Origin of the sequence: Natribacillus halophilus (assembly GCF_900100185.1) — a bacterium.
Taxonomy (GTDB): domain Bacteria; phylum Bacillota; class Bacilli; order Bacillales; family Marinococcaceae; genus Natribacillus; species Natribacillus halophilus.
Genome location: NZ_FNEN01000022.1, coordinates 19,838 through 41,262 on the forward strand (window position 1 = coordinate 19,838; position 21,425 = coordinate 41,262).

The 21,425-nt window shown below is 48.7% G+C and carries 17 protein-coding genes, 4 tRNA genes, 2 pseudogenes and 1 riboswitch; of the genes and pseudogenes, 20 read left to right on the forward strand and 3 right to left on the reverse strand.

The genetic code is table 11. The features are described from left to right. Nucleotides 1-201 precede the first annotated feature (201 nt). Both BLS58_RS15570 and BLS58_RS15575 read left to right on the forward strand, forming a co-directional pair. Entirely contained in the window at nucleotides 202-1,449 is a 1,248-nt protein-coding gene (locus tag BLS58_RS15570; RefSeq protein WP_090399853.1) for a DNA polymerase IV, read from the forward strand. A gap of 13 nt (nucleotides 1,450-1,462) precedes the next feature. Further along, entirely contained in the window at nucleotides 1,463-1,798 is a 336-nt protein-coding gene (locus tag BLS58_RS15575) for a YolD-like family protein (protein ID WP_090399854.1), read from the forward strand. A gap of 17 nt (nucleotides 1,799-1,815) precedes the next feature. Here BLS58_RS15575 and cls read toward each other — a convergent pair whose 3' ends face one another. Beyond that, entirely contained in the window at nucleotides 1,816-3,270 is a 1,455-nt protein-coding gene (gene cls / locus BLS58_RS15580) for a cardiolipin synthase (RefSeq protein WP_090399855.1), read from the reverse strand. Between the two features lie 144 nt (nucleotides 3,271-3,414). After that, nucleotides 3,415-3,526, forward strand: a riboswitch (TPP riboswitch). Nucleotides 3,527-3,601: 75 nt separating this feature from the next. On the opposite strand from cls, the gene thiD reads away from it, so the two are divergent. Together thiD and BLS58_RS15590 are read left to right on the forward strand one after the other, a co-directional pair. Continuing rightward, entirely contained in the window at nucleotides 3,602-4,423 is an 822-nt protein-coding gene (gene thiD / locus BLS58_RS15585; protein ID WP_090399857.1) for a bifunctional hydroxymethylpyrimidine kinase/phosphomethylpyrimidine kinase, read from the forward strand. Continuing rightward, a complete protein-coding gene (locus BLS58_RS15590; RefSeq protein ID WP_090399858.1) occupies nucleotides 4,420-5,598 on the forward strand; it encodes a DNA glycosylase AlkZ-like family protein in 1,179 nt (392 codons plus the stop codon). The genes thiD and BLS58_RS15590 overlap by 4 nt, the downstream gene beginning before the upstream one ends. 5 nt (nucleotides 5,599-5,603) lie before the next feature. Here BLS58_RS15590 and BLS58_RS15595 read toward each other — a convergent pair whose 3' ends face one another. Continuing rightward, nucleotides 5,604-5,885: a hypothetical protein gene (locus BLS58_RS15595; protein WP_090399860.1), complete on the reverse strand. Its 282-nt coding sequence runs from the start codon at nucleotides 5,883-5,885 to the stop codon at nucleotides 5,604-5,606. Nucleotides 5,886-6,076: 191 nt separating this feature from the next. Here BLS58_RS15595 and nagA point away from each other — a divergent pair, with 191 nt between their 5' ends. From nagA to BLS58_RS18450, 16 genes and pseudogenes are all read left to right on the forward strand, one after another. Beyond that, nucleotides 6,077-7,264: an N-acetylglucosamine-6-phosphate deacetylase gene (nagA, locus tag BLS58_RS15600; RefSeq protein WP_090399862.1), complete on the forward strand. Its 1,188-nt coding sequence runs from the start codon at nucleotides 6,077-6,079 to the stop codon at nucleotides 7,262-7,264. A 3-nt stretch (nucleotides 7,265-7,267) separates the two neighbouring features. Next, nucleotides 7,268-8,017, forward strand: a complete 750-nt coding sequence (nagB, locus tag BLS58_RS15605) for a glucosamine-6-phosphate deaminase (protein WP_090399864.1) — start codon at nucleotides 7,268-7,270, stop codon at nucleotides 8,015-8,017. Nucleotides 8,018-8,225: 208 nt separating this feature from the next. After that, the gene (locus BLS58_RS15610; protein WP_090399865.1) at nucleotides 8,226-9,008 is read left to right on the forward strand and encodes an alpha/beta fold hydrolase; all 783 of its coding nucleotides are present in this window, start codon (nucleotides 8,226-8,228) and stop codon (nucleotides 9,006-9,008) included. After that, entirely contained in the window at nucleotides 9,001-10,584 is a 1,584-nt protein-coding gene (locus BLS58_RS15615) for a Mur ligase family protein (RefSeq protein WP_090399867.1), read from the forward strand. The genes BLS58_RS15610 and BLS58_RS15615 overlap by 8 nt, the downstream gene beginning before the upstream one ends. Before the next feature lie 31 nt (nucleotides 10,585-10,615). Next, the gene (locus BLS58_RS15620) at nucleotides 10,616-11,830 is read left to right on the forward strand and encodes a D-alanine--D-alanine ligase family protein (protein ID WP_090399878.1); all 1,215 of its coding nucleotides are present in this window, start codon (nucleotides 10,616-10,618) and stop codon (nucleotides 11,828-11,830) included. A gap of 444 nt (nucleotides 11,831-12,274) precedes the next feature. Next, nucleotides 12,275-13,639 (forward strand): serine hydrolase domain-containing protein, encoded by a 1,365-nt coding sequence (locus BLS58_RS15625; protein WP_090399868.1) that lies wholly within the window; start codon nucleotides 12,275-12,277, stop codon nucleotides 13,637-13,639. A gap of 142 nt (nucleotides 13,640-13,781) precedes the next feature. Then, nucleotides 13,782-13,856: transfer RNA gene (locus BLS58_RS15630), tRNA-Glu, on the forward strand. Nucleotides 13,857-13,933: 77 nt separating this feature from the next. After that, nucleotides 13,934-14,019 (forward strand) — tRNA-Tyr (locus BLS58_RS15635). 12 nt (nucleotides 14,020-14,031) lie between these two features. Next, nucleotides 14,032-14,106: transfer RNA gene (locus tag BLS58_RS15640), tRNA-Gly, on the forward strand. Between the two features lie 16 nt (nucleotides 14,107-14,122). After that, a tRNA-Gly gene (locus BLS58_RS15645) sits at nucleotides 14,123-14,196 on the forward strand. A 276-nt stretch (nucleotides 14,197-14,472) separates the two neighbouring features. Then, nucleotides 14,473-15,282, forward strand: a complete 810-nt coding sequence (gene cdaA / locus BLS58_RS15650; protein ID WP_090399871.1) for a diadenylate cyclase CdaA — start codon at nucleotides 14,473-14,475, stop codon at nucleotides 15,280-15,282. Then, nucleotides 15,275-16,588, forward strand: a complete 1,314-nt coding sequence (locus BLS58_RS15655; RefSeq protein WP_090399873.1) for a CdaR family protein — start codon at nucleotides 15,275-15,277, stop codon at nucleotides 16,586-16,588. Before cdaA ends, BLS58_RS15655 begins: the two co-directional genes overlap by 8 nt. Nucleotides 16,589-16,695: 107 nt before the next feature. Then, complete coding sequence (gene glmM, locus BLS58_RS15660) at nucleotides 16,696-18,042, forward strand: phosphoglucosamine mutase (protein ID WP_090399874.1); 1,347 nt, start codon at nucleotides 16,696-16,698, stop codon at nucleotides 18,040-18,042. A 304-nt stretch (nucleotides 18,043-18,346) separates the two neighbouring features. Continuing rightward, nucleotides 18,347-20,155, forward strand: a complete 1,809-nt coding sequence (gene glmS, locus BLS58_RS15665) for a glutamine--fructose-6-phosphate transaminase (isomerizing) (RefSeq protein WP_090399876.1) — start codon at nucleotides 18,347-18,349, stop codon at nucleotides 20,153-20,155. Nucleotides 20,156-20,266: 111 nt separating this feature from the next. Continuing rightward, a pseudogene (locus BLS58_RS18285) lies at nucleotides 20,267-20,446 on the forward strand (heteromeric transposase endonuclease subunit TnsA); the annotation flags it as partial. Continuing rightward, a pseudogene (locus BLS58_RS18450) lies at nucleotides 20,441-20,617 on the forward strand (IS1634 family transposase); the annotation flags it as partial. The pseudogenes BLS58_RS18285 and BLS58_RS18450, both read left to right, overlap by 6 nt. A 393-nt stretch (nucleotides 20,618-21,010) precedes the next feature. On the opposite strand, the gene BLS58_RS15675 reads toward BLS58_RS18450, so the two are convergent. Beyond that, nucleotides 21,011-21,425: sensor histidine kinase (locus BLS58_RS15675; RefSeq protein ID WP_143018939.1), on the reverse strand; the 415-nt coding region annotated here is incomplete at its 5' end.

A 21,425-nucleotide genomic window follows, 5' to 3' on the forward strand; every position in this document is an offset into this window, starting at 1 on the left:
GATTATATCCGAAAAGCGCCAGAATAAGCACGCGAAGCGCCAGATTATCCCCGCCCCCCCCTCTCCGCTCTTGCGCGGGATTTTATCAAACGTCGTACAGCGGCGTTTTTTTAATGCATTATTTTCCGGTTATAAAACGAACAAAAGTTTGTTATACTGCAAATAGAACACATTTTCCCATGAAAAGGTGACATCGCCATCATGAGCACCCAACCTTCAAGAACGGTATTTCTCGTCGATATGCAGTCGTTTTTTGCCAATATTGAAAAGCTGGAAAAGCCGGCATTGGAGGATCATCCCGTCGTCGTCGCCGGTGATCCGGAGATTCGCAGCGGCGTGATTCTGGCCGCGTGTCCGCTCGCGAAAAAATGGGGCGTGAAGACGGCCGAAGCCCTGTGGGAGGCGGAAAATAAATGTCCGTATCTCGTCGTCATCAAACCACGGATGCAGCTCTACCTTGATATCTCGGTCAATATTGCGGCCTCCCTGGAGTCTTTCACGGATGAAGTGGAGCCGTACAGCATCGATGAAATTTTCGTGGAGATGACGAACGTGCTCTCCGGCGTGGGCGTGACCGCCGAAGAAGCCGCAGACATCGTGATCACAAAGATTTACCGGGAAACGGGTATGGTCGCGCGCGTGGGTGTCGGTCCGAACAAAGTGATGGCAAAAATGGCCTGTGATCATTTTGCCAAAAAACAACCCGACGGCATTTTCCATCTTCATGAAAACAACTTGCAGGAGAAGCTTTGGCCCCGTCCGGTGGGCGATATGTTCGGTGTGGGTACGCGGATGGAGCGTCATTTTCATGACATGGGCATTCGTACGATCGGACAGTTGGCGCGCACGAACCTTTCTGACTTGCAGAAGCGCTGGGGGATTAATGGCGAGCTGCTTTATTGGACGGCACATGGATGGGATGAATCGCCCGTGACGATTGATACGCATATTCGCCGTAAAGCGATCGGCCATCATATGACGCTGCCGCGCGATTACCGGTCCTGGGAGGAGATTAAGGTGGTGTTAATGGAATTAAGCGAGGAAGTCGCCCGGCGTGTGCGGGCCAATCGTTATCTCGGGACGACGGTGACCGCAGGCGCGCGGGGGCACGACTTTTTCAATCAACCGTCGGGGTTTCACCGCCAGGTCAAGCTCCCTGACCCGACCAATGACGGCCATGTCATCTTTGAGGCGGTAGAGCAGTTATTTTTAACCCATTGGAATCGGGATCCGGTACGAAGTCTCGGCGTGAGTCTGGACGGATTGACGACCGATGAAGCGCGCCAGATGAGTCTATTTGCCCCCGATCATGAGCGGGAAGAGCTCAATCATACCGTCGATCATTTAAAAAATAAGCATGGCGACGCGGCCGTGCTGCGGGCGTCGTCCTTGACCGCGGGCGGGCAGGCGTTGCTGCGGGCCCAGAAGCTCGGCGGCCATTATAAGTAGGGGGGAAGATACAATGAACAAGTTAACGCCCGGGAGTAATCTGCGTTGGGAATCGAGCCGAATGATTTTGCCGGAGCACCGGGAACAGTGGCTCAGATACCGTGAGCAGCAACAAAAAGAGGCCCAACCGCTTCTTGACGAGCAGCGTTGGGCCGAGATCGAATGGACGCTTGGGGGAGCGATGAAAGAAAACACTCCACTCACGTTTACGTATTGGGAAGCGGGGGAGATTCGCGAAAAACGTGGCGTTTGCTATTTTATCGACCATACGCTTCGGCGATTTCACGTGCAGGCCGCCGATGATGAACGCTATTATTTGCCGTTTGCCGTGATTGTGGATGTGGAGTAGTTATGTTAGGAACGTTTTTATAAAATCGGCGACAACAACCTCGCAATCGATTCCTTGAAACGAATCCACAGTCCGCGTTCCTGGTAACGTTGTTGGGTCATTTCCGAAGAGATTTCCTGGTCCTCTTCAAAAATAGCGGCTAATTTTTCCCCCATGGCCCGGTCATACATGAAGACGTTCATTTCGAAATTGAGGCGGAAACTGCGCACATCAATATTCGCGGTGCCAATCGAGCTGATGCTGTCATCGACGACAATCATCTTCGCGTGGATAAAGCCGCCGTCGTAAATGTAAAAACGGGCCCCCGCCTTGAGTAATTCACCCATGTGGGCATAGGTCGCCCAATAGACGAAAATATGATCCGGCTTATTCGGAATCATGATACGTACATCTTTGCCGGCAAGGGCGGCGATGCGCAAGGCATCAAGCAGGCTGGCATCCGGAATAAAATAAGGGGTCTGAATGTATACAGACTCCCGCGCGGAAGCGATCATTTTAATATAGCCGTTTTTAATATCTTCCCATTCGGCATCCGGTCCGCTGGAGACGATTTGTGTACTGATGCCGTTCTTGGGGGGATCTATCATTTCCGGAAAATAGTGTGGTTCATAATCAATCGTCTTGTCCTTGGAAGCCTGGTTCCAGTCAAGGATAAAGCGAGTCTGCACCGCTCGCACCGAGGCTCCCCGTAAACGTAAATGGCTATCGCGCCAGTAGCCCATTTTTTTACTGCGCCCCAAATATTCATCGCCAACGTTAAAACCGCCGGTATAAGCGATTTCTCCGTCAATAATCACCATTTTTCGGTGGTTGCGGTAATTGAGACGCGAGTTGATATAAGGAATGCGGGAGGGGAAAAATACCCCGACTTCACCCCCGGCATCCGTGAGGACTTGAAAATGTTTTCGGGACAGCTTACGAGAGCCCATGTCATCATAAAGTACACGAACAATGACCCCTTCTTGCGCTTTTTGGGTAAGCAAATCGATCACGCGCTTGCCGAGAGTGTCATTACGAAATATGTAATATTGCATATGGATATGGTCGGTCGCTTGTGCGATATCCGTCAGTAGTTGTGAAAATTTATCAACGCCATCTGTGAACACCCCTACTTCGTTGTCTTCGGTTAACACCGCGCCATCGCTATTAAGGAGCATCGAAATCAAATTGCGGTTGCTCTTTGATGTTTCACTTTTAAAAGCAAAACGATTATGGTCCAGATCGTGCCTTTGTTTTTGTATCAAATCTTTTAAACCGATTTTTTCAATGCCTTCCCATTGAAATAAACGCTTCCGGGTCAAATTTTGTCCCAGAACGAGGTAGAGCACGAACCCGAGATAAGGAATGAAGACGAGGATCAGTAACCATGCCCACGTCGCGTGCACATCACGGCGTTCCATAAAAACTATAATGGCGGCAAAAATCATGTTGAGGAAAATTAATAAACCAACGGCGATCGATAAAAGGTCCATCATTAACCCCCCTTCGTTTCTAAATCCCCTTCATGTTACCATTTTTTTGGCTTGAGGTGGGCTTTCCGAATGTAAAAAAGCATATGAAAACACAGCTTTCCCATTCTACAACGATACACAATTATGATATGATAAAGAAAATGAAAATACCACTAGGGGTGCGCTTAAGGTCATAAAGCGCTGAGAAAAGGAATGGCTTTAACCCTTTGAACCTGATCCGGAAAAAACCGGCGGAGGGAAGTGGCTTATAAATGCACGGACCAGTCTGCATTTTCGCCTCCACCCCCGCCGCCGAGGGTGGTTTTTTATAAATCTGAAGGAGGACATGAATATGACAGAAATCGCAAAGGCGTTAACGGTGGCAGGCACGGACCCAAGCGGGGGTGCGGGCATCCACGCAGACTTGAAAACGTTCCAGGAAATCGGTGTCTATGGGATGAGCGTGATTACATCGGTGGTGAGTCAGAACACGCTCGGGGTGAAATCGTTCGTGGATCTCGAGCTCGATTTTGTGGAAAGCCAGTTCGATGCGGTCTATGAAGACATCCCGCCGGACGCGGTGAAATCGGGGATGCTTTCGAACCCCGAAGTGATGGCGCTCACTGCCCGTAAAATGAAAGAAGCCGGGGTGGCCAATTACGTGCTTGATCCTGTCATGATCGCTTCCAGTGGGCATGCGCTCATTTCAGAAGATGCGCGAGTAGCTGTTGCAAAGGAGCTTCTCCCGTTGGCAACGGTCGTGACCCCGAATTTGCCGGAAGCGGAGGCCTTGACGAACAAGACGATCAAAACGGTCGAGGATATGAAAGAAGCCGGGCGAGTGCTCGTGGAAGAATACGGGGCGAACGCTGCCTTGATCAAGGGCGGGCACTATGAAGGCGAGGCTGACGACTTCCTGTATGATGGAGATACGTTTGAAAAATTTTCAGCGGAACGCTTTGATACGAAGCATACCCATGGCAGCGGCTGTACGTATGCGGCAGTGATTACGGCAGGACTGGCGAACGGAAAAACTCTATATGACGCGGTGAAGGATGGAAAAGCATATATTACGGCTGCCATCTCCAATCCCTTGAACATCGGCAAAGGGCAAGGCCCGACGAATCATTGGGGCCACCGCTGGTCGGAGATTCACTCTAAGGAGAAGGCATGAAGGCGATACACGTCAGCAAAAAAAGTGCGCGGCAATTTTTGCTCGCAAAAGCCGGGCTGAATAAATACGGAGATATCGGTCCGGATATAACGACAGCCCTCCGTCGGCTGGAATGTATCCAGCTGGATCCGGTCGCTATTATCGAGCGCAATCATCATCTCGTTTTATTTAATCGTCTGCAAAACTATACACGGGCGGATTTGGAGCAACATTTGTCGGAGGGCCAGGCGTTTGAATATTTTGCCAACGCGGCTTGTTTGATCCCCATGGAAGATTTCCCGCTTTTTAAAGCGAAAAGAAATGCAACGAAGCAAGCCTGGGCAGAAAAAAGACATCTGTATAAAGATGTCGATCATGCGATCTATAATGAATTAGCGAACCGAGGGCCATTGCCGTCCAAAGCTTTTGCCTCCGGAAAAAAAGTTGTCGGTGCCTGGGATCACCCGACGAACGCGACGACAAAAGAAACAAGCCACGTGCTGCGGATGTTATTCGAGGCAGGCGACATCCAGGTCTGTCGCCGCCAAGGGTCTGAGCGTTATTTTGCACTGAGCCGGGATGTCATCCCCGCCCAATATCAGCAAGAAGCTGAAGCAATAAGTGAAGAAGAAGCGAACAGTCGTCTGCTGCATAAGTATTTGCGCGCGTATCGCCTCATCGATGAGACGGATCCGCGCTTTGGCTGGCAAAGGATGAAAGCGAGGGAGCGTAAGGCATGGGTGGATGATCTGCTGGCAGATGGCGCCCTCATCCCCGTGGACATCGAGGGGGTGACCAGGCGCTACACGGTTTTGCAAGAGGATGCCGAGGAGCTCATGGCATATGAAAAGAAAAATGAGCGCGCCCGTGACGCTGTTTCTTTTCTCTCGCCCCTCGATAATTTGCTGTGGCGAAGAGAGCGCGTTGAAGATCTGTTCGAGTTCACGTATCGATGGGAGATCTATATTCCGCCATCCCAAAGGCGATACGGTCCCTATACATTGCCGATTTTGCATGGCGATCAGTTCGTCGGGCGGGCCGATCCGTTTTTTGACCGTAAAAAAGAAATCCTGTCTATCACCTTGTACGAAGACCCTTCCCGGCAATGGTCAAAAACGCGTGCGGAGCGAGTGGCCCGCGCGGCCCGCTCGTTCGGTAAGCGTCTCGGAGCCAAGGCTGTCGACGTTAAGCAATAGGATCGTTATTTTTTCTCCAGATTTCCGGCGCTTTCAAGTTTCACAATGTTCTCTCTGGAAGCGCTGTCCACATCGGCGACGATCGCGCGCCCTTCATATAGGCCGCCCTCGGCTTCAAATTCGAAATACATGGGCGTTTTTGAGCTCACCGCGTCAAACACCAGGTTTTGTTCTTCAACACCTTGAAAGGTTGCCGTCCAATCATCGTTATCTTTTACTTCGATATCACCATAACGGAAATTAAATACTTTTCCATCGGTCGTTCTTAAAGCATCTACTTTCATCATCGTGTACCTCCTTATTTCTGCCTGCATAAATATTTTCCCACGTAGCGGCGGAAACAAACCATGAAAATTTGTCAGGCCGCGTCCCTCGGATTGTAAAATATCCCCATTTCGGGGGATGCGGTATAGGTCATTGCCTAGCCCGCGATCAAAACTCATGATACGATTAAGTAAAAGATGGAAGGAAGAGAACAATGCCGAGCCAATCGAGCGTTATTTTACATGGAATGCAACTGGTAACGAATCATAAAGTGCTAGCCAATGGCTATATTTTTTTGGAAAATGAAAAGATCGTCGCCGTCGGGACTGATTTAAAAGAGACCGATTATCCGGACATTCCGCGCCGGAGTTATGGGGAAGATATAGTGGCGGTGCCCGGCTTTATCGATATTCATATTCATGGCGGGTACGGCGTCGATGTCATGGATGCCACGCCCGAGGTGTTCGAAACGCTCGAAAGCTCGCTTCCTTCGGAAGGGACGACAGCGTATCTCGCGACCACGATCACCCAGGAGGAAGAAAACATCAACGAGGCGCTAAACGCAGCGGCATCCTTTCGCGCCAAGCAAGCGACAGGTGGAGCTGAAATGCTGGGCATTCATCTGGAAGGGCCTTTTATTAATGCAAAGAAAAAAGGGGCGCAGCCGGAGGAACATATTAAAAACGGCGATGTCAACATATACAAAACGTTTCAGCACGCAGCCGACGATGGGATCAGAATTGTCACTTGTGCGCCGGAACTCGCGGGGGGCACCGACTTGACGACGTATTTAAACGAAACAGGCGTCATCCCCTCCATCGGTCATTCCGATGCCAGCTATGACGAAATGGAAGCGGCTATCGCAGCAGGTGCGAAACACGTAACCCATCTTTATAATGGCATGCGCGGGTTTCATCATCGCGACCCGGGTGTCGTCGGAGCGGCTTTTACAAAAGATGAGCTTAACAGCGAGCTTATCGTTGATGGCTTGCACAGTTCTCCGGGGGCCGTAGCCGCCGCTTATCGGGCCAGCGGCTATCGCAACCTTTGTCTCATTACCGACAGCATGAGGGCGAAAGGGCTTCACGATGGCACCTATGATTTAGGCGGCCAGGAAGTGACCGTTCAGGGCGAAAAAGCCACCCTCGCAGATGGGACGCTGGCAAGCAGTATCGTAACGATGGATGGTTGCTTTCGCAATATGCGCAGCTTTACGGATGCAACGTTGCCCGAACTGGCGGCCATGACTTCCGGGAATCAGGCGGAAGCGTTAGGGATATCGGATCGAAAAGGCTCACTCGAGCCTCATCAGGATGGGGACATCGTGTTGCTCAACGAAGCCCTTGAAGTTGAAGAAACATGGTGTCGCGGACAATTGGCGTTTCAGGATAAGGAGCGATAAAAAATGGACATTCAGATTTGTAAACATTACGGGGAATTAAGCGCAAAAGCGGCTGAACTTGTGGGTGAGCAGATCAAGCAAAAGACTGACAGTGTCCTTGGACTGGCTACGGGTGGAACCCCTGAAGGGATGTACGCGGCCCTCGTCGATCAATATAAAAATAAGCAGCTTTCTTTTCGGGAAATCAAGACGTTCAATCTGGATGAATACATTGGGTTACCAGCGGATCATCCCCTCAGTTACCGCGTCTATATGGATGAACATTTGTTTAATAACGTTGACATATCCGAGAAAAATGTACACTTGCCTGACGGAAACGCGACGGATTTGGCAGCGGAGTGCGACCGTTACGAAGAACGATTACGACACGCAGGTGGGATAGACTTACAGGTACTTGGCTTGGGTCACAACGGGCATATCGGTTTTAACGAGCCGGGAACCGCGTTTGAATCCTCCACCCACATCGTTGACCTCGATGAAAAAACGAGAGAGGCCAATGCGCGTTATTTTGAGAAAAAAAGTGCTGTCCCCAGGCAAGCGATTACGATGGGCATTCAAACGATTTTATCCGCCCGCAAAGTACTCGTTCTCGTCTCAGGCACGGATAAGGCCGAGGCCGTCCGGGATATGATTTATCGGGAAATGACGACCTCGTTTCCCGCCACCGTTTTGCAAAAGCACCCGGCTGTTACTGTGATCGCCGATGAAGAAGCGGCTACGCACTTGCAGCAGGAGGAACAAACACCGAACTAGGGAAGAACGGCTGAAATGAGTGGTCGTTAGGTCGCCAACTCGAGCCCATTTCTGGATGTGCCTCACGAATCCCCCTCTGTTCATCACATATGCCAGGGTATTCGTTCATATCCATGAAAATATACTGCAAAATTTGTGTCTGCACGCGCCACGATTTATGATATGATATGACATGATTGTTTTATAAGATAAGAATGGGGCGTATAACGTGTTTGCAGAAATTAATGGGGGGCAGGTTCACTACCATTGTTCGGGTGAGGGGAAAGATGTCATCCTCCTGCATGGCTGGGGGGCAAACATCGATACCTTCGCGCCGGTTCACCGTCATCTTGAACAGCACTTCCGGGTATGGTCCCTTGATTTCCCTGGGTTTGGGAAAAGCCCTGAACCGGACGATTCATGGAATGTGGACGATTATACAAATATGTTGGAACAATTTATAAAAGAAAATGGGATTGAACGCCCGATCCTGATTGGACATTCATTCGGAGGCCGGGTGTCGATTCGCTATGCCTCAGACCGGGACGTTCATAAAGTTATTCTAGTGGACAGTGCCGGGATTAAACCGAAGCGGAAATTAAAGAATCAAGTTAAGGTGTACACATATAAAACGAGCAAAGCGGCATTGAATTTACCGGGTTTGAAGTCACGCAAGGATGATATCCTCACGAAAGTGAAAAAGAAATTGGGATCCACCGATTACCAGAATGTATCAGGCGTCATGCAGCAAACCCTTGTAAAAGTTGTGAATGAAGATCTACGGCATTATTTACCGAACATAACCGTGCCTACATTACTTGTGTGGGGTGAGCACGACGAGGCAACCCCGGTATCTGACGGCCGACTGATGGAAGAGATGATTGCCGACGCCGGTCTGGTCGTCCTTAAAGGAGCAGGGCACTATGCTTACCTTGACAACCTTCAGGAATTTTTGATTATCGTTAATCATTTTCTTGATAAAGACAAGGAGGCCCGCGCATCTCATGAGTAGTCTAGTCATTCTTGTCATAATGGCCGCTTGGGCTGTATATAACGTTTTTCGCGTTAGAAAACATGTGCATATGTTACAGCTCAATGCTTATCGTACGGAACGTTATTTTCGCTGGATGAAAGAACAGCCCGGGCGAGCGTTTTATCTTCGCGACCTATGGGCGGTCCTGCCTTTTATCTTATTGTTACTGGACGGGTGGTTTTGGGTGGCCGCGGCGGGGGCGGCGGCTGTCTATGTTTTACTCATCCTGACTCGTCCGAAGACCGCGGAGAAAAAGAAACTCGTCATCACGCCAAGGGTGAAGCGGATATTTACGACGACGGCAGTGCTCTACGCCATCGTCCTGGCCGCTGCCTTGTGGATCGGGGTGGATGCGTTTGCCTGGATGTTGTTGCTGCTGATTCTGGCGACACTTTTCTCCTATTTTATCGTGATGGCGGCGAACGTCATCAATTTCCCGATTGAATCACAGATCAATCAGCATTATTTTCATGATGCCGAGAAAAAGGTACGTTCAATGCCGGATCTGGAAGTGATCGGGGTTACCGGCAGTTACGGAAAAACGAGCACCAAGCATATTTTAAAAGACGTCCTGGCGAGCGAATATAACGTTTTGATGACACCGGAAAGTTACAATACAAAAATGGGCGTGACGAGAACGATCCGTGAGCAACTGAAACCATATCACGAATTGTTGGTTGCCGAGATGGGCGCGAAGCAGGAACATGATATAGAGGCCATTTGCGAACTTGTGAATCAAAAGTACGGGATTATTACCGCGATCGGTGAGCAGCACCTGGAAACGTTCAAAACTCTGGACACCATCAAGAAAACGAAGTTTGAACTCGTGGAAACATTGCCCAATGACGGCACAGCATTTCTCAACAAGGATGATGAAAACATCCGCGCTTATCCGCAAGCGAACAATTGCCGCACGATGTACTACGGGATCGACGCCGACGAGCTTCATTATCGGGCGACGAATATCGCGTACTCTTCCAGGGGGACGACGTTTACAGTCTTGAAATATGACGGAACGAGCGTCACGATCGAGACGAAACTACTGGGGCGGCATAACATCTATAATATCCTCGCGGCCATTGCGATTGGCTCCGAAAAGCATATTCCGCTTGAGAAAATCGCCCGGGCGATCAAAGGGGTAAAACCGATCCCGCATCGCCTGGAACTGAAAAAGTCGAGTGAACAACTGACGATCGTAGATGACAGTTTCAACTCCAACCCGACCGGAGCAAAGATGGCCGTTGAAGTACTCGGGGACATGCCGGAAAAGAAAGTGCTTGTAACACCGGGCATGATCGAGCTTGGCGAACAGGAATATGAACGCAATAAAACCTTCGCCCAGCAAGCCGCCGAAGTCTGTGACTTTATTATTTTGGTCGGCAAAAAACAGACCCGCCCACTGCAGGATGGCTTAACGGAAGCCCAGTACCCCGCGTCAAGCTATTATGTAGCCGCAGATTTACAGGATGCTTTGCAGAAAATGCGTGAAATCACAGCAGCCGAACCTTCCGTCGTTCTCTTGGAAAACGACTTGCCAGACACATTCAATGAATAGACGTTTAATGAATAGTAGGGGGATACGCATGATAAAAACAAAAGTAGGTGTTTTTTTCGGGGGAATTTCCGTTGAGCATGAGGTGTCTGTCATTTCTGGCTTACAGGCGATAGAGGCCATGGATGAAGAGCGCTACGAACCGGTCCCCGTCTATATGGCGAAAGATCGCACATGGTACACGGGAGAGTCATTGTTGGATATAGAAGCCTACAAGGATCTCGATCGTTTGTTACAGGAAGCCCAACCGGTCACTCCCGTTGCTGCAGAAAATGGCGGCGTGGACTTACAAAAAAAACCAGTTCCGAGGTTCGGGAAAAGAGAAGTCGCGCACATTGACGTCGCCTTCCCCGTCTTGCACGGAACGTTTGGTGAAGATGGCGTACTCCAGGGTTTTTTTGAAGTATTGAATATCCCTTACGCCGGCTGTGATGTCGCCGCTTCGGCAGCGGGCATGGATAAAATCACCATGAAACAGATGCTCAGGGACCAGGCCGTACCGGTCCTTGACGATGTCTGGTTTTATCAACACCAATGGGCTGGGCAGCAAGAAGAATGGCAAAATCACATCGATGAAAAGCTCGGCTATCCGGTGATCGTGAAACCGGCGAATCTCGGCTCAAGCGTGGGTATTGACATCGCGCGAAACCGGGATTCGCTTGCGGAGGTCGTGGAAGAAGCTTTTGCATTTGCTTCCAAACTTGTCGTGGAACCGCTGATATCGGATTTAACCGAAGTTAATTGTTCGGTACTCGGGGATGCCGAAGAGGCCGAGGCGTCCGAGCTGGAAGAAGTATTAAAAACGGAAGACATCCTGAGTTACGCCGATAAATACCAGGGAGGTTCCGGCGGCAAGGGTGAAAGCGCAGGGGCCAAAGGAGGCGGCGGTATGGAAAATACCGACCGCGTTATCCCGGCCCCCGTCTCGGAGGCAATGGCAGCGGAAATCCGGAGCCTCGCCAAGGACACCTTCCGCGTGCTCGGCTGCAGCGGTGTGGCCCGCGTCGATTTAATGATCGACCAAAATGAAGATAAGGTTTACATCAACGAGATCAACACGATCCCCGGATCCCTTTCATTTTACTTATGGGAGCCGGCCGGCAAGGATTTCACTACGCTCGTACATGAAATGATCCAGCTTGCCCTCAAGCGGGAACGAAACCGCGAACAGTTAACATTCTCCGTCGACACCAACCTTTTTTCGTTGCAAGGGGGTAGCAAAGGCGGCAAACAAGGGAACAAAAGATAAAAGAAGTACTGCCCTCCGCGTAGGTAGGGCAGTTTTTTGTACGGCTTACAAGAAACTTAAAACAATACTAATTACTACAATCAAACCGATAATCATTAGGATCGTTCGGATCATGATCTACACCGTTCCTTTCCGGGAGATTTGCTTAGCTATTTCCTGCATCTCTATTTCTCAAACGTTATTCGGCAAAATTGAAACGAAAGATGCGTTGGAATGTGAAAAGCGTTGATCGTATCGAAAAAGTACTCCAACCGCGCCTGTTGGAACGTGACCGGGGTTGTTTGCAGCTTATTTATATTTGCAAGAAATGTCTCCCGTGATGATTTCTTTTGTGGGCGCTCACATAAGAGCTATAGGCAAGTGGTCTGAAAAATGGTAACATAAAAAGAATCCATTCGAATTTTTCACGAAAGTATGATAAGTGAATAAAAAGGGGAGATCTTCGTGGATCAGCGATTATTTGCATCATTTGCCGAAGATATCATTTCAGACTATCAAATTCCGGGGGTAGCGGTTGGTATTAATCATAAAGGCCGACGTGCCTATGAAAAGGGTTTTGGTTATCGGGACAAGGAAGAAGACCTCCCAGTCACTTCGTCGACCGTCTTTGGCCTTGCTTCGATTACGAAATCATTTACGTGTATGGCGATCATGCAACTGCATGAACAAGGAAAACTCCATATCCATGATCCGGTACAACAATATTTACCTGCGTTTAAAATTAAAGAAGCGACGATCCACCACTTCATGACGCACACATCCGGCCTCCCGCCGCTCGACTCAATCATGGCTGCGAATAAACGAAGCTTTGATCAGGATCCCTCCTTTCAGGATTATCCCGGCGTGAAACTGGAACATGTAGACCGGGAGCCGATTGATACATACGCGCAATTGCTCGATTATATCGCGTCCCTAGATGCTGAATTGTTAGGAAAACCTGGAGAAGTATTCAGTTATTCCAATGATTGTTACAGTTTGCTCGGAGCGATTATTGAAAAGGCGAGCGGTCAATCCTATGAATCTTATGTGGATGAACATATTTTACAACCTCTGGGCATGATCCATACTTCTTTTTTCCCGGAGCCGTCTTTCGAATTGACGATGCTGTATGCAAAACGCACTGAGGTTTATCCTGCGCCAATATGGTGGGACGCACCGGCCATGCGGGGCACAGGCGGGTTGAAATCATCACTCGATGATATGCTTCGCTATACGGAAGTTTATCTGAATGGCGGAGAAAGCGCGGGGAAACGTCTTTTAACAGCTGAAAGTGTAAAAGCTATGATGACACCGCACGTGAAAATGGAACCGGGAAAATATTATGGCTATGGGTTGATGATCACTCCCGATTACTACGGACAAAAACTAGTGGAACATGGGGGCAGCCTGAAAGCAATCTCATCCCTTATGGCGATGGTTCCCGAAAGAAAACTCGCGGGAGTGGTATTGACCAATTTGGCAGGCGTACCTGCCGGCAAAATTTTGCACGGCGGGTTGAATGTTCACGAGGGCCGTCATCCTGAAGAAACGCATGTTTCTCATCCTCCAGCTTTATCTGTCAAGGTTGAAATGTTGAAAGACTATGAAGGAACTTATCGGTCACTTGAAGGGATGAATTTAGCAGCGTGGTTAGAGGGCGAGACATTGCTGATCCAATATCAGGATGACACGTATGAAGCTACCCCCACGGGTGAAGATGGTTTTCTGATCAACGTCAGAGGCGAAAATGAGTATGTGCGTTTTATAAGGGATGACAATGACGTGGTACGTTATGTGGCCTTTCATTATCGCCAATTTCCGAAAGTATGAGGAGAGCATCACAGTTTTTTATTTCGTCGACGGTGTCGATCCTCCCGATGACCTTTGCTAAAAAAGTTACGCTCATCTACTTGCATTTTTGCTTTCAGACTCATATAATATAACTTGTCAGCTTACAGCGGTAAGCACTTGTGGCCCGTTGGTCAAGGGGTTAAGACACCGCCCTTTCACGGCGGTAACGCGGGTTCGAATCCCGCACGGGTCACCATTCTTTCTGGAAATTAGAAGTGAGAGGTTGGAAGTTGGACTAAAACTCATCGAACTCTAACCTCTAACATCCAAGCGGGAGGAGTAGCGAAGTTGGCCAAACGCGGCGGACTGTAAATCCGCTCTCTCTGAGTTCGGCGGTTCGAATCCGTCCTCCTCCACCATCCTTGATATACGCGGGAGTAGTTCAGTGGTAGAACACCACCTTGCCAAGGTGGGGGTCGCGGGTTCGAATCCCGTCTCCCGCTCCAATCATTTACATATTTCGCGGGTGTAGTTTAATGGTAAAACTTCAGCCTTCCAAGCTGATAACGTGGGTTCGATTCCCATCACCCGCTCCATATTCAAGACTGACATGGCAAAACAGCAGGTTTTGCTTTTTTTATGCTCACATATTTTCACACTTTATGCGGTTTTTTTAAATGAAGTTCTTGTAACAAATCTCGTTTGATATCGATATATATAGTGAGGGTGTTAATCCCGGTGGAAATTTATGTGAAGGGGATATTGAAGCGGAGGGCAAGGGTATAATGTCCTTAATACCCTTGATTGTGTTATAATAGGAACGCTGACCTCTCGAGGTTTCTCGGTTTCAATTCCTATTGGGAGGAAACAAAATGTTTGGTGAGGAGTTCATAACGTGGCTAACGAGAATCGTTGATATTTTATTGGTAGCGTTTGTCGTATATAAAGTTATTACCATTATTCGCGGGACGAGAGCCGTACAATTGGTCAAGGGAATAACGGTCATCCTGGCTGCCTGGTTTCTCAGCAGTTTCTTTGGCTTGCAAACGATGCAGTTTCTCATGAACCTCGTTGTTACATACGGTGTCCTTGCCATTATCATCATTTTTCAACCGGAAATGAGGCGCGCGCTTGAGCAATTGGGGCGCGGCCGTCTGTTTGGCAGAGGGCCTACACCTGAAGAAAAGAAATCTGTCAATACGATCGATGCGTTGATGACGTCACTAAGATATATGGCCAAAAGAAGAATAGGCGCCTTAATATCCATCGAGGATGAAACAGGCATGGATGATTACATCGAAACGGGGATTCCGATTCGAGCACACATTTCTTCCGAGCTGCTCATCAACATTTTCATTCCGAATGCACCCCTCCATGACGGTGCTGTTATTATCAATAATAATATATTGAGTGCCGCGGCCTGTTACTTGCCTCTTTCCGAAAATCCATTTATCTCCAAGGAGTTGGGAACCCGCCACCGCGCAGCCATCGGTGTGAGTGAAGTAACCGATGCACTGACGATCGTGGTATCTGAGGAAACAGGGGAGATTTCGGTAACGAAAAATGGTGAGATTCATCGAGATATTGAAGATGAACGCGTTCGGAAAATGCTGGAAAATCAACTGTTAAAAAATGTGAAAACAAGTCAGCGTTGGCAGTGGGGAGGGCGTAAAAATGGATAAGCTCTTCAATAACCGATGGTTTTTACGTTTTGTTTCTCTCGTTATTGCGACGATGCTTTTTTTGATGGTCAATATGGATGATATGGGGAATCAACCGGGGGTTTTTCCGGCGGCGAACTCAGAGCAGCTCACGGTTGAAGATGAGCAGCTTGAAGTTTATTATGATGATGATCAGTACGCGATTGTGGAGATGGAAGATACGGTGGATTTGCAACTTTCCGGGACGCAAAGCGCATTGAATCTTTTTCAGGTTACCGACCCCAATTATGAAGTGTATGTTGATCTTGAAGGTCTGGGGCCGGGTGTGCACAATGTCAATGTTGAATATAGCGACTTTCCTGCCGGCATTAATATAACACCTGAACCGGAGTCGGTGCAGGTGACCCTGGAGGAGCGGGAAACGGTATCGTTGCCCGTGGAAGTTGAGTTTATGAACGAAGGCGCCATGGATGAGGGTTACACGATCGGGGAACCGGAAGTCACCCCTTCGGAGGTTGACGTACAAGGGCCCCCGTCACAATTGGAAGATATTGATGCCTTACAAGCCTACATTGACGTCGGCGAAGCAGAGGCAACGATCGAAGAGAGTGTAGAGGTGTCGGTATATGGTCCTTATGGAGAAGTGTTGGATCTTGCTGCCGAACCGGGTACCGTAGATGTCATTATTCCCATCACCCCCCCCTCTGCAGAAGTGCCTGTGGAAGTACTTACGGAAGGGACAGTTGATGAGGACCTGGAAATCGTTAGTCTGTCCTCCAATCCGGAGAATGTTACGATCTATGGTGATTTGGCAAACATTGAGAACATCGAAGCTGTTGAAACGGAGCCTATTGATTTGAGTGCGCTTACCGAAAGTGAATCTTTCGATTTGGATGTTACAATGCCCGAGGGTGTGGATCAGGTGCAGCCTGAGACGATTAACGTCAATGCAGAGGTAGAAGATGAGGAAGATGGGGAGGAAGCGACCCAGACGTTGGAAGTGCCCCTGGAAGTTGACAATGTTCCGGATGACGTTGAGGTAAGTGTTCCGGACGTGACTGATGACGAAGAGTTCGATGTCACCGTTCAAGGAAACGAAGAAGAAATGGATGACTTTAACGAAGAAGATGTGCGTCTGTATATCGATTATGAAGAATTGGATGAAGAGCTAGCCGACGAAGAGCCGGATGAAATAGAAAACGTTGATGACGCAGAGGATGCTCCATATGAATTGCCCGTGCATGTGGAAGGGCCGGATGGATTTATGTATCAACCGGAGAATGAATCTCTGGAAGTGGAAATAACGAATCCTGAAACGGATGAATAGCCTCATTCAGGATTTATGGTCATCCCTCGGTTTTCGTCCGTGATCATTGTTGACGGGAATTTTTGAACAACCTCTATGACAGGGGTAGCCAGAAGGAGAGATACAATATGGGTAAGTACTTTGGCACAGATGGCGTAAGGGGTGTAGCAAATACCGAACTTACACCCGAGCTTGCCTTTAAGCTCGGGCGTGCAGGTGGACATGTACTGACACAGGACGATAAGACGCCGAAAGTGATGATAGGCCGTGATACACGGGTTTCCGGGGAAATGTTGGAAGGTTCCCTTGTGGCAGGACTCCTTTCGATTGGTGTAGAGGTCATGCGCCTGGGAATTATCACGACCCCCGGTGTCGCCTACCTTACAAAAGCAGTCAGTGCCGATGCAGGTATTATGATCTCGGCTTCTCATAACCCTGTAGAGGATAACGGTATAAAATTCTTCGGCGCTGACGGTTTTAAATGGTCCAGTGAGCAAGAGACAGAAATCGAACGTCTGATTGAAATGGAAACGGAAATGCCTCGTCCAACAGGGGTTGAGATTGGACGTGTCGGTAGTTATTATGAGGGCGTCCAGAAGTACATTCAATTTCTGAAACAAACGGTGGATGAGGATTTTACAGGTTTGCATGTCGCGCTTGATTGTGCCCATGGATCGGCGTCTTCTGTTGCCCCGAGGTTATTTGCCGATCTGGAAGCTGACATTTCAACGATCGGCAGCAGCCCTGATGGTACGAACATCAATGTGAATGTTGGGTCCACCAAACCGGATCAACTTGTGAATCTTGTAAAGGAAAAACAAGCTGATATTGGCTTGGCCTTTGATGGAGACGCTGACAGACTCATCGCGGTTGATGAAAAGGGCAAAATCGTTGACGGTGATAAAATTCTCTACATTTGCGCCCGGTTTCTGAAAGATGAGGGATTGTTGGTCCATAACACAGTCGTGACCACGGTGATGAGTAACCTCGGATTATATAAGGCTCTTAAAGATGTTGATATTGTGGCAAAAAAGACCGACGTGGGCGATAAATATGTTATGGAAGAAATGGTCCGAGGTAAATACAGTTTAGGCGGAGAACAATCGGGCCACATTATTTTTTATGAATATGTAACGACGGGCGATGGTCTGTTAACAGCATTGCAACTCGTGAATATTATGAAAGTGAAAGGAAAAAGTTTATCGGAACTTGCGGCTAATGTTGAGAAATACCCGCAACGTCTCGAGAACTTTCGCGTCGTAGACAAAAATGCTGTAGAGGAAGATGAAGCCGTTCAGGCGGTCATTGCCAAAGTGGAAAACGAAATGGCGGGCAATGGACGCGTGCTCGTGCGTCCATCAGGCACTGAGCCTCTCGTACGTGTCATGGTGGAGGCGGAGACAGAAACCCTTTGCCAGGACTATGTTGAAGAGATCGGGGCGGTCATTAAGCGGCAATTTGGCATGAACGAATGAACGCTTTCGAGAAGATCTTTATTTTAGAAAAAGAAAGGAGGATTGGCACGCCCATCCAGCAAGCGCCCGGACTGTTTTGGACGAAAAAGAAAACAGTTGACGAGGTGGAGGTGTATCGATTGTATCGGCGGATACCTCCCGGTTGAATAAGATCACAACCGAAAGCCGGAGCCCAAAACGAAGAGGCGACTTTTCGCACAAACGCTTCGGCATTGATCGCTATCACCATGAAGAGCGGGGCAAGGAACGTTGCCTGCCCCGGCTCGCAGCATGCCTTGCTCCGCTAAAACGGAGGAATCAGGTTATGTGTGGAATTGTAGGATATATTGGGACAGAGAACGTAAAGGATATTTTGCTAAAAGGTCTTGAGAAGCTGGAATATCGCGGATATGACTCGGCGGGTCTCGCCATCGTGGATGAAAGCGATGATGTGCAGGTCGTTAAGGAAAAAGGACGGATTGCGACACTGCGCGCGGAAGCCGAGGAGGTCAAACCAGTGGGAACCTCCGGAATCGGCCATACACGTTGGGCGACGCATGGGGCCCCGAGCGCCCGAAACGCGCACCCCCATCAGAGTACCAATCGGCGTTTCACCCTTGTTCATAATGGGGTTATTGAGAATTTTGAAAGCCTCAAAGCGGATTATCTTTCCGATGTCGAACTCGAGAGTGATACAGATACGGAAGTCGTTATCCAGATGATTGAGCGTTTTGTCGATGAGGGGGAAGAGGTCGATATTGCCTTTCGGCGGGTTTTATCGCTCTTAAAGGGTTCCTATGCCATCGCGTTACTTGACGGGGAAGCTGATGACCGTATTTATGTCGGGAAAAATAAAAGCCCGCTCCTTGTCGGTATGGCAGAAGATGCCAACGTCATCGCGTCTGATTCTATGGCGATGCTGCACATTACGAAGACATTCGTCGAACTTATGGATGAAGAGGTTGTCACCGTTACACGTAACGGGATTTGGATTCAAGACCTTGAAGGTCATGTCATTGAACGGGAAACCTTCACCGCTGAACTCGATGAAAGTGATATGGAAAAAGGGACGTATGCCCATTACATGCTCAAGGAAATCGATGAGCAGCCGTTCGTCATCCGCAACATCATTCAAAAATATCAGGATGATGACAATGAGATTAAGCTTTCCGATGATATTCGGGCAGCGTTAAACGGTGCTGACCGACTGTATATCATCGCAGCCGGAACGAGTTATCATGCCGGTCTCGTCGGAAAAGAAATGATGGAAAAAGCCGCCGGCAAACCGACGGAAGTGCATATCGCCAGTGAATTTCTTTACAACCAACCTTTACTGTCCCGAAACCCGCTCTTTATTTTTATCTCCCAAAGCGGCGAAACCGCCGATTGCCGTGGTGTGCTCGTAAATGTTAAGGAAGCCGGACACCCGTCTCTTACGATTACAAACGTGCCGGGATCCACGCTTTCCCGCGAAGCGGATTATACGCTGCACACGTATGCCGGGCCGGAAATTGCGGTGGCCTCCACGAAAGCCTATACGGCCCAAATGGCGGTGTTGGCAGTGCTGGCCATGGACAGTGCCCGTGCCGCTTTCGGAGATACGGAGTTCGATGCGATTTATGAGCTCAGCATCGCCGCGAACGCTATGGAAGTGCTCTGTGATGCAAAAGATGATATGGAACAAATCGCCCGTGATTATTTATTTGAAACCCGCAACGCCTTTTTCATCGGTCGCTCCTTCGACTATCACGTCGTTCAGGAAGGCGCGCTGAAATTAAAGGAAATCTCCTATATCCAGGCAGAAGGCTTCGCAGGGGGAGAGCTGAAACACGGAACGATCGCGCTGATCGAAGACGGAACGCCCGTGATCGCGGTGGTCACCCAGGAAAATGTAGAATTGAACACCCGCGGGAACTTACAGGAAGTTGTCGCCCGCGGCGCCCATCCGTGCGTGGTGAGTATGGAAGGCTGCCACCGCGAAGACGATCAAGTCGTCATTCCGAGTGTACACCCGTACTTGACACCGCTCGTATCTGTGGTGCCGCTGCAGTTGATTTCCTACTATGCTGCCCTGCACCACGGGTGCGACGTTGATAAGCCGAGGAACCTCGCGAAGAGCGTGACGGTGGAGTAGGGGATATAAGAGGGAAAAGATCGGTGTGGATTTAAAATAAAGTCGTACCGTTTATAAAAAAGTTACACCGTTTTGCTCCTTTAGATATGATTATCTAAAGGGGTGTTTTTTATGTCGAAAAGAAAAAGAACATCTGAAGTCGATAAGTGGATTAAAGAAGGTCGTGGAACTGGGAGTGGGGCTGAATATCGGCCATGGCTAAAAGTTCAAGACGTTTCTTCTTTAGGTCGGTCAACGAGATTAAAAGGAATTAAAACTGGCAGACAACATGAATTTTTATCGGACTTGGAACTGCTGGATACCGTCGATATTGTTCACATGGAGATCGGCGGTCAACTCCGACGGTTGTTTCCGGACAACCAAGAGCCACAGTTGGACCGAATCCTCGGTTTGTTAGGAATGGATCGGAGCGTTTATACGACACCGATAAGCTCAAAAGTTGTGGAAATCAATAGCCAGTAATGATGAATCGGGCATTCCTTTATCCGCTTGATGTCGAATGATAAGAGAATGGCTCAACATTTGTCTTAAGCCTATCATTCATAGGGATTCAGTTTTGAACGGCATATCCATATCTACCAAAATGAATGCTTTGGATGTCGCCCCCTCGAAATCTGGGATATCGGCTCATCACCCCGTGTATTTCAGGGTCCATTCATCAAGCAGTTATAGGGTATTGAGTGAAAATCAAGTATTTTTACATGCAAATCGTAGCTGCATTCCTCCATTGAAAAATGCAGCTGTTTCTAATAACGACCTTTATAGTAAAGTGCTTATTCCATTAAAGCGCCCTTCGCTGAATAATTTTTCTTTCAAAATAAAGAAAACGAAGCTGAACGGGTAGAAGACCATTGCTTAATTTGCGGATTTTAAGCGTATGTTCACTTTTGTTCCGACTCCCGGTTTGCTTTCAGCTTCGACCTTTCCATCGTGGAGGTTGATAATCTTTTTCACGATCGCGAGTCCCAGTCCTGTACTCCCTTTTCCAGGGGTGCGTGCCTGATCTCCCTTATAGAAACGGTCAAAAATTCTCTCAACCTCTGAGGATTCCATGCCAATGCCACTACCTTCAACACCAACGTTGATTAAATGGCCTTCTCTTTGGATGGTGATCACGATGTCACCACCATTATCACTGAATTTGATGGCGTTCGTCACCAGATTCGTCCATACTTGATAAAGAAGATTCGCATCTCCAAGGACATGTTCTGCTTTGCCTTCAATCTCAATGTATAACGCCTTTTCCTGCCATTCAAAGCGAAGTGTTTGG